Below are 9123 nucleotides of genomic sequence, written 5' to 3'. Positions count from 1 at the left end.
TTGAACAGCAAAATGTCGCTTAATGAAGTGTCCAGTCTGGCTGGAGCAGATCACCAGTCTAGTGCACACTATCCAAAGGTGGGTCAATTCACTGCAAGGTTTCTATCCCATTACACCACCCAATAGCGAGATACGCGACTAAACAAATCAATCACAGGTGCAGTTTATCTTACCTGTTAAAGCCCACATCAATATGTAAATATGGGTAATAAATCTCCTTTTAAATTTTATTTTGGCGTAAATTTTGCTCGCTGATAGAAAGAGTGACAAAACAATGACATTTTAGTGGTGTCGTACTACGAGAATGCATTATGATGTTATGGTATGACAGTGCTCAGTCGCAATAGACCGAGGAAATTAACAAGAAAAGGTTTTTCTTTCATATGCGTAATATAATCTTAGCTGCTGCCATAGTGCTAGCATCCGGTCAAACTCTCGCAGAGACAGATCCAAACAGCCCCGCCGTAATGAGTAACTTTAGCTACGATTACATAGAAGCCAGAATTGGAGCAAGCCCTGTTACTTTCGGTACAGCTGTAAGTAGATCTATCCACCCAAATGCCCACTTTATCGGCCGAATAGACTCTGAGTTCGAAGGTGATTATGATGCAGCAGCAGGTTTTGGCTTTCATGCACCAATCAATAACTGGGCAGATTTCACTGGTGAAATGCTTTTCCGCGTAGTGGACTTTGACGGAAAAGAAGGCAAAGGCAGTGATACTGGTATGGAGCTAAACCTAGGCGTTCGCCAGTGGCTCGGTCCCCAACTCGAAGTTGGTGGTAAAGCTGGTTACGTAAACATTGATAATGATGACGATTGGATTGGGTCTGCTTACGCTCGTTTTCACGCGACAGAACTATTTTCTATCGGAGGAGAAGTCAGAATCAACGACTTCTATGGCGACCAGCTAATGTTCACGACACGTTTTAAATTCTAGTGATTGAAAGCCGAGTGAAACTCGGCTTTTCTTTAACTTATAATCACTTAAATGCAGCTTGCAAGCAGCTGACGCTTACGCGGTTCCTGAATCAACTTCCAATGTACTCCGTCTATTGCGCCAGCAAACTTCCAAAGCAATTTCACATCCACATCATTCCCATATGTAGCTTTCACTTTTGAGAACACTTTAGGAGCACCAAGCTCAACAAAAGTATCTACATCACCAATTCCGGACTTTTTCACCATACGCTCAAGCGTAAGTTGCATGTTTGGTAAATCACGTAAGCGACGGCTGGCGGATGATTTTTTATGATGGCGCTGAGAAACTGAAAATTGCATTGATTGGCGTACAATATCATCAAGCACTCCGCTTCTAGAAAGAAAAAGGCGTGTCACATCATAATAGTTTACTGTTGCTGTCGTCTGTTTTTTTACATGACGGTATTTGGTACACCCCAACTGCATCAGTTGCCTATCGAGTTGCTCTCCACCTCGAATAAACACTTGCCCTGAACTGATTAGGGCAAACATAGCATCTTGCTTGAAGAGGCCCAGTCCACCAAACATTGAACGCTTTTGGAAGCTCCCGAACTTATTTACATACGAGATAAAGTTTTGCTCTGTCATATCCATGATCCTTCTAACCCAGAAAACCCCGATTATTGATGATCACCAGATAGCAGCAGATATAAGCGAAAAAGTGTACTTGTGTCAGAAAACCTCTAAGTTATGATTTGTTTTGAACTCTGACTCCAAGTTCATAAATGGTAGTTAACGATAAAAAATATGTCTATGCACAGCTCACATCAATCCGCCCAGACTAGCTCTAAAGCGCGACAAAAATCACATAAAATATCTTTCCATACTAAGTCAACATCAATATACACATATGCAATACCATATTTTCTATCAATGATTTGCATATCGATCACTAAGGCAGGTAAAATATATTTGGTAGAAGATAACGCTTAAATAGAATGAACCATCTGTCTTTTTTCTGGCTTCCTGAAAACAATGATCTCTTGATCCAAGGCATTGAATCTGAGTTCAATACCTTGGTAAAGCATGCTATCGCATCTGGTAAAATTACTTTACCTCCCATCCCTGACGTCGTACTAAAGATACAACAACTTTGTACTAAAGATTGCACAACCGTATTTGATATCGCTGATTGCCTATTTGAAGATCCTGGCCTCGCTGCCATCGTTATCAGAGTTGCAAATTCAGTGATTTTTAATCGCCGTAATATTACATGCACCGACATTGTCACCGCCGTTTCGCGTCTGGGGATCCTAAGAGTGCGTGATATAGTAACCGCTCAAGCGATAGAACAATTAAAGCATTCAGTTAACCTGAGCCGTGGATGCAATCAAATGCTTGTAAACAGTGCAAACACCTCTCGTGAGCTTGCTGCAACCATGGTAATGGTAGTAAAAGGGTTCAGGGAAATTGACTCTAATAGCTACGATTACTTAGAAACTGACAAGGCTTTGCTAACAGGTTTACTGGCAGATATTGGACTTTTCTGCATTGTCAGTGAATATCATGCTTATCTGGAAAAAGGGAACTATTTAGACGAAGACATAGCATTTCAGGTATTTAACAACCTATGCACGAGTGCCAGTGAGCTAGTTTTAAAAAATTGGGGGTTTGACCATGACTTCCTTGATGTTGCAAGTAATCATACCACTCAAGCAAAGCGTGTGAACGTCAGCTACCTCGACATAGCGCGTATCGCTAATCATATTCTCATGTTCCGCCGCCAAGATGACCAAATCGATGAACACACTGTCGAATTTGATGTTACTGGTGCTGATATACTGTACAAATTGAGTAATTTAAGTGATATTGAGTTCAAATCAAAAATCAATGAACTCATTAGCGCCAGCGGGTTATAGACTAAGCTAGCAATCACTCAGGAATATCATGCCTACGGGAATGCTTTTTATTTTTGCCCCACTCCTTGTGGGGTACTTAATTCAAACCTCAAATGCCGCTTTTCTCTCCAGAGTTAATCGGACAACTAATTATTTAATTTTCCTTATCTTAGCCTTAATGGGCTTAAGCCTAGCTTCACTCGACAATTTGGGTCAAAATCTACAGTTGATACTTCAGTATGTTGCTGTCTTCTCTGTATGTATTGGACTAAGCAACTTAGCGGCACTTCCAATCATTGATAAGCACTTCCCAATTAAGGTTGAAAGCAAAAAAAATACCCTTTCACTTTCAACTATGGCTTTCGAGTCAGTAAAGCTAATTCTCTTTGTTGGCATAGGTCTGGCTGCGGGCAGACTTCTATATATAGATCTAAGCTGGGTGGATATAGCAGGTGAATCTGTTTTATTCGTTCTCCTATTTCTCATTGGGATTCAACTCAGAAATAGTGGGCTCTCCTTACGTCAAATTTTGCTCAACAAGCAAGGTATGATAATCGCAGTCACTATAATTACCACTTCAATTCTGGGAGGAGTTATAGCAGCAATGATACTTGATATTAACCTTTATCATGCCATTGCAATGTCTTGTGGATTTGGGTGGTATTCTTTATCGGGGATTCTCATCGGAGACGCTTTTGGACCAGTTTTTGGTGGTGCCTCATTTATGATTGAACTAGTTAGAGAACTTGTTGCCTTAGTTATGATTCCGCTGGTTATACATTCACGGCCTAGCGTGGCTATTGGTTATGCAGGGGCTACAGCAATGGACTTTACATTACCAATCATCCAAAGCACTGGTGGCGTACGCTGCGTACCAATTGCCATAGTCAGCGGATTCATTTTGAGCCTATTAGTGCCCTTATTGATGCTGTTCTTTGTCTCTCTTGCAGAGCAGATCGCATGATTTTATTCTTCAGTTCATTATATTAATGACTCAGCCATGCTATACAATTTAATGATTCATATTGAGTGGCTTTATAATATATAACCTTCAAAAAAGGAATAATTATGACACGTCTACTGATTGCATTGCTGTTGGGCGCAACCTCGACCATGGTTGCCGCTGCCGACAATGCATGTTTGTCCAAGAAATACGATGCCTATATTGATGCTTCTCTTCACTGGTATGAAGATTTAGCCAAGCTTACTAGCGAACAATACCCTGACCTTAAAGAGGTCAGCGAGTGGTTTTTGAAAGGTAGAAAAAACCATTTTGAACTCAACAGGGCGGCAGTCCATTACTATCTAGAAAATGATCCTTCAAAAATCGCCGTCAATCAGCCAGTCGAATCTTGGCTTTTACTCGAGCAGAAAGATATTAAAACTTTATCGTCTCGCAGTGACGAATTAGGCCGCCTGGCTCAAGTAACCTACAGTGATCGTCAGTCAAAACCACATGATAAAAACTATGACCTGAGGTCAGCCTTTGCTGATTTATTAAGTCATCCAACCAAAATTGATAGTGCACTTAAACGTTATAATAAAGCCATCAAAGACTTAGAAAGTATGTCATGTGAAACCTAATATAAATGTCACTGCTGAGAGTCATATCAAAGCGGTGACGCTTCACATTGCCAGAAAGGTTCAAGCAATTAACTCGGGACTTTAAGCCGATTTTCGTTTAGATTGGCGCGGCAACAGAGTGACAAGAGCAAAGTAGTTGTATGATAACCAAACATAAAACGGCTGACGTAAGCTTCGACAGTCTGCTTAAAATATTTACTGTCCCTGAAGGACCAGACTCAACACTGACGAAAATCGAAGAAAGGCTCTCACAAAACCTTAATCAATTTTTGCGTGAGCATATCGTGACAGAAGAGAAGCCCCTCAAAGAGATCGAAAAAGACTTCTCATTTTCCTCTATCCCAGAAAATCCAGAGTTTGTTTCTGAGCACACCCAGCACCTCCTTGATACCTTAGTCTCGCACTCAGTTCATACCTCAGCACCAAGTTTCATTGGACATATGACATCCGCATTGCCCTATTTTTTGATGCCATTGTCAAAAATCATGATCGCTCTTAATCAAAACTTAGTAAAAATAGAGACTTCCAAGGCCTTTACTCCGCTAGAACGGCAAGTATTAGGCATGCTGCATCGATTAATATACAACCAAAATGACGACTTCTATACAAAATGGATGCACAGTGCACAACACTCATTAGGCGCTTTTTGCTCAGGTGGCACCATCGCAAACATCACCGCCCTTTGGGTTGCGAGAAACAATGCACTAAAAGCACGAGGAGAATTTCAGGGAGTTGAGAAAGAAGGGCTTTTCAGCGCAATGCAACACTATGGCTATCAAGGTTTGGCTGTGCTTGTTTCAGAAAGAGGTCATTACTCTCTCAAAAAATCTGCCGATGTACTTGGACTTGGTCAACAAGGTTTAGTTGCTGTCAAAACTGACGAAAACAATCGTATATGCCCTCAAGCATTGAACGAAAAGATTGTTGAGTTGAAGAAAGAAAATATTAAACCGTTTGCTGTGATAGGAGTAGCCGGTACCACAGAAACTGGCTCGATTGATCCCTTATCTGAGATGGCTGAGATATGCCGAGAGCACGACTGCCATTTTCACGTTGATGCAGCTTGGGGCGGCGCTACCCTGATGTCAAACAACTACCGCTACCTGTTAGAGGGCATAGAAAAAGCCGATTCAGTTACAATCGACGCCCACAAACAACTCTATGTTCCTATGGGTGCCGGTATGGTTCTATTTAAGGATCCCGAAGCGATGAAATCTATTGAGCACCACGCTCAATATATACTACGAAAAGGCTCAAAGGACTTGGGTAGTCATACTTTGGAAGGTTCTCGGTCCGGTATGGCCATGCTGGTTTACGCAGCAATGCATATTATTAGTCGCCCTGGTTATGAGCTACTTATCGATGAGAGTATCGAAAAAGCCAAGCATTTTGCCAAACTAATACAGGCGCAAGATGATTTTGAGTTGATATCAGAACCAGAGCTTTGCTTACTAACCTATCGCTATATACCCGCCGAAGTACGCAAAGCACTTGAGCTTGCTTCACCAGAACACAAAAAACACCTCAATGAGTTAGTCAACGAACTGACTCAATTTATCCAAAAGCGTCAGCGAGAAACAGGTAAATCCTTTGTTTCTAGAACGCGTTTAAATCCTGCACGTTGGGATAAGCTTAATACGATCGTGTTTCGTGTGGTACTCGCTAACCCACTTACTAAGCACGATATTCTTAGCACAGTACTAGAAGAACAAAGAAATATCGCTCAGCAAGCACCCAATTTGATGGCTAAAATTCTAGCAGCCTCTCAAACCCTTGAAGTGAGTTGAAAATTTCTTTCTAAACAAGTGTAATTTGCCTACCATTAAACGTCTTTAATAGTGGGTTTCTGAAAGGGTAAATACTATTTTATCTCTTTTGAAAAGATTTAGTTTGAGGCCTGTCATGTTTACACCTATCTAAAAGTGTAAATATTACAGTAAACCTTAAGCTTGGGTTTATACTGGGCCCCATGGCGCTGGTTGGCAATTACACATTTGTGATTACGCCTTAACTTATCCAGCAAGTTGTTCTCTATACCTTTGTGAACACTATGAATACATTAGAAAAAATTCAAAAAAATCTAGAAAATTTCAGCAAGTCAGAGCGAAAGGTTGCTGAAGTCATCATGGCATCTCCTCAAACTGCTATTCATTCTAGTATTGCTACTCTTGCAAAAATGGCCGACGTCAGTGAGCCGACAGTAAACCGCTTCTGTCGCCGCTTAGATACTAAAGGCTTCCCTGATTTCAAGCTGCATCTTGCACAAAGCCTTGCTAACGGCACTCCGTATGTAAATCGTAATGTTGAGGAAGATGACGGTCCAGATGCCTATACTCACAAAATCTTTGAGTCCACTATGGCCTGTTTGGATGTGGCAAAAAATAGCTTAGACTCTATGCAGATCAATCGAGCCGTCGATCTTCTCACTCAAGCGAAACGTATTTCTTTCTTTGGTTTAGGTGCATCTTCAGCGGTCGCCCGTGACGCACAAAACAAGTTTATTCGCTTTAATATTCCGATCACTTGTTTTGAAGATATAGTAATGCAGCGTATGAGCTGTATTAATTGTACGGATAACGATGTTATCGTGCTGATATCGCATACAGGCCGGACAAAGAGTCTGGTTGAGATTGCCAACCTCGCTCGCGAAAACGGAGCCACTGTTATTGCACTCACGGCTAAAGATTCTCCGCTGGATCAAGCAAGTTCTCTTTCCATTTCATTGGATGTCCCTGAAGATACCGATGTATACATGTCAATGGCCAGTCGCGTCGTGCAAATGACCGTGATTGATGTTTTGGCAACAGGCTTTACTTTAAGGCGCGGTTCGGGCTTTAGGGATAATTTAAAACGCGTTAAAGAGGCGCTTAAAGATTCGCGCTACGACAAGTTGTCTCACTTCTAAACAAATAGGTTTAACCTATCGAAGCAACAGGTAAATGCCTCTTTATTTTCCAGCTCGATTCGGGCATAGTGGCGCCTATCAGAATAAAGGAGAATGACAATATGTTCGTAGTTATCTTTGGTCGTCCAGCTTGCCCTTACTGTGTTCGTGCAAAAGAACACGCTGAGACATTGAAAGCAAAACGCGATGACTTTAACTACCGTTATGTGGATATTCATGCCGAAGGCATTTCAAAAGCTGACCTAGAAAAAACGGTCGGTAAACCAGTAGAAACTGTTCCACAAATCTTCATTGATGAGACTCATATCGGTGGCTGTGATGACTTTGAAGCGTATGCAAAAGAGCATTTAGGTCTGTTTGACGCTTAATTAGAAATTGTTAAAGCCGCTTGTTAATAGCGGCTTTTTTGTACCTGTTATTTAATCCTATTGCAAAATATTTGGCACAAGTCAGTAAATCGTCAATTATACAAATTAACACTTATCATTTCTCTTTATTAAGTTACAATTTGCTCACTTAATCTATGGCACCGAAGTAAGAGCTGCCCTGTGAACATTGATGTTTTATCCCTGCTTGAGCAAAACCCTATCCTGCTAATTTTTGTTGCACTCGCTATTGGCTTAGCCATTGGTAAAATTCGCTTTGGCAATCTCCAACTCGGCAATTCCATCGGTGTTTTGCTTACTTCATTAGTCATGGGACATCTGGGTTTTACATTCAATGCAGACGCATTGACCGTTGGGTTTATGTTATTTATCTACTGCGTTGGCATAGAGGCAGGTCCCAACTTCTTTGGTATCTTTTTTAGAGACGGTAAGCATTATTTCATCTTGAGTATGGTGGTCTTATCTAGCGCTATTTTTATCACCTACTTTGCCAGCCATAATCTAGGTCTTGATTTCGGACTCTCTGCCGGAATGATGGCTGGTGCACTTACGGCAACTCCTGTGCTGGTTGGCGCTCAAGATGCTCTTAACTCTGGCCTTGCCACCACGCCACATGCTATGGACTTTTCTGAGGTGATTGAAAACTTATCTGTCGGTTATGCCATGGCTTACTTAGTTGGTTTGATCAGCATGATTGCCTTTGCCAAATTGCTGCCAAAGCTTCAAAAGCAAAATTTATCTGACTCTGCACAGCAGATAGCCCAAGAGAGAGGGCTGGGAAGTAATGGGCAGCGTAAAGTTTATTTACCCATCATTCGCGCATACCGAGTTGGGCAGGAGCTCATTGACTGGAGTGATGGAAAAAACCTTCGCGAACTGGGTATCTACCGCCAAACTGGTTGCTATATCGAGCGTATTCGTCGCAATGGAATCCTTGCCCACCCTGATGGCGACGCAATTTTGCAGCAAGGTGATGAGATTGCACTGCTTGGATTCCCTGATAGCCACGCGAGACTCGATCCTAGTTTTCGCAATGGCAAGGAAGTGTTTGACCGCAACCTCCTAGACTTGAGGATCGTTGAAGAAGAAATCGTGGTAAAAAGCGATGCTATGGCAGGTAAACGCCTCTCTGATCTCAACTTATCCGAATACGGTTGTTTCCTTAACAGAGTTGTCCGAGCTCAAATAGAAATGCCCATGGATCTCGATATCGTACTCGCTAAAGGAGATGTTCTTCAGGTGAGTGGAGAAAAGAGCCGCGTTCATGGCTTAGCAGAAAAGATTGGTTTTATTTCCATCCATAGTCAGATGGCCGATCTGCTGGCTTTTTGTAGCTTCTTTATCCTAGGGATTATGTTTGGATTGATCACCATGACTTTTGTAAGCTGGCGGTAAACCCCATCTAATCATTTCCTTTTAAATTCGGTATTG

General features: G+C 41.8%; 8 protein-coding genes and 1 pseudogene. 8 read left to right on the top strand and 1 reads right to left on the bottom strand.

Annotated elements, in window-relative coordinates; translation table 11 throughout:
* Nucleotides 1-383 precede the first annotated feature (383 nt).
* Nucleotides 384-938 carry a hypothetical protein gene (locus AAFM34_RS19360; protein WP_341665649.1) on the top strand — a complete coding sequence of 185 codons (555 nt, stop codon included), beginning with the start codon at nucleotides 384-386 and terminating at the stop codon, nucleotides 936-938.
* Nucleotides 939-985: 47 nt separating this feature from the next.
* Here AAFM34_RS19360 and AAFM34_RS19355 read toward each other — a convergent pair whose 3' ends face one another.
* Nucleotides 986-1573, bottom strand: coding sequence for a TfoX/Sxy family DNA transformation protein (locus AAFM34_RS19355; protein ID WP_341665648.1), 588 nt, complete (start codon nucleotides 1571-1573; stop codon nucleotides 986-988).
* 344 nt (nucleotides 1574-1917) lie between these two features.
* Here AAFM34_RS19355 and AAFM34_RS19350 point away from each other — a divergent pair, with 344 nt between their 5' ends.
* The 7 genes and pseudogenes from AAFM34_RS19350 to AAFM34_RS19320 all read left to right on the top strand — a co-directional run.
* The gene (locus AAFM34_RS19350; protein WP_341665647.1) at nucleotides 1918-2838 is read left to right on the top strand and encodes an HDOD domain-containing protein; all 921 of its coding nucleotides are present in this window, start codon (nucleotides 1918-1920) and stop codon (nucleotides 2836-2838) included.
* Between the two features lie 28 nt (nucleotides 2839-2866).
* Nucleotides 2867-3781: a lysine exporter LysO family protein gene (locus AAFM34_RS19345; RefSeq protein ID WP_341665646.1), complete on the top strand. Its 915-nt coding sequence runs from the start codon at nucleotides 2867-2869 to the stop codon at nucleotides 3779-3781.
* Between the two features lie 104 nt (nucleotides 3782-3885).
* Nucleotides 3886-4401 carry a hypothetical protein gene (locus AAFM34_RS19340; RefSeq protein ID WP_341665645.1) on the top strand — a complete coding sequence of 172 codons (516 nt, stop codon included), beginning with the start codon at nucleotides 3886-3888 and terminating at the stop codon, nucleotides 4399-4401.
* A 140-nt stretch (nucleotides 4402-4541) separates the two neighbouring features.
* The gene (gene panP / locus AAFM34_RS19335; RefSeq protein WP_341665644.1) at nucleotides 4542-6188 is read left to right on the top strand and encodes a pyridoxal-dependent aspartate 1-decarboxylase PanP; all 1647 of its coding nucleotides are present in this window, start codon (nucleotides 4542-4544) and stop codon (nucleotides 6186-6188) included.
* A 263-nt stretch (nucleotides 6189-6451) separates the two neighbouring features.
* A complete protein-coding gene (locus AAFM34_RS19330) occupies nucleotides 6452-7306 on the top strand; it encodes a MurR/RpiR family transcriptional regulator (RefSeq protein ID WP_341665643.1) in 855 nt (284 codons plus the stop codon).
* 101 nt (nucleotides 7307-7407) lie between these two features.
* Nucleotides 7408-7674 (top strand): GrxA family glutaredoxin, encoded by a 267-nt coding sequence (locus tag AAFM34_RS19325; protein WP_160931234.1) that lies wholly within the window; start codon nucleotides 7408-7410, stop codon nucleotides 7672-7674.
* A 180-nt stretch (nucleotides 7675-7854) separates the two neighbouring features.
* Nucleotides 7855-9072: pseudogene (locus tag AAFM34_RS19320) on the top strand (aspartate:alanine antiporter); the annotation flags it as partial.
* Nucleotides 9073-9123: the final 51 nt, after the last annotated feature.

The sequence above is a fragment of the Vibrio sp. genome (genome assembly GCF_038138445.1).
Classification (GTDB): Bacteria; Pseudomonadota; Gammaproteobacteria; order Enterobacterales; family Vibrionaceae; genus Vibrio.
The sequence above is the reverse complement of the archived record's forward strand: the minus strand, read 5'-3'. Positions and strand labels throughout refer to the sequence as shown.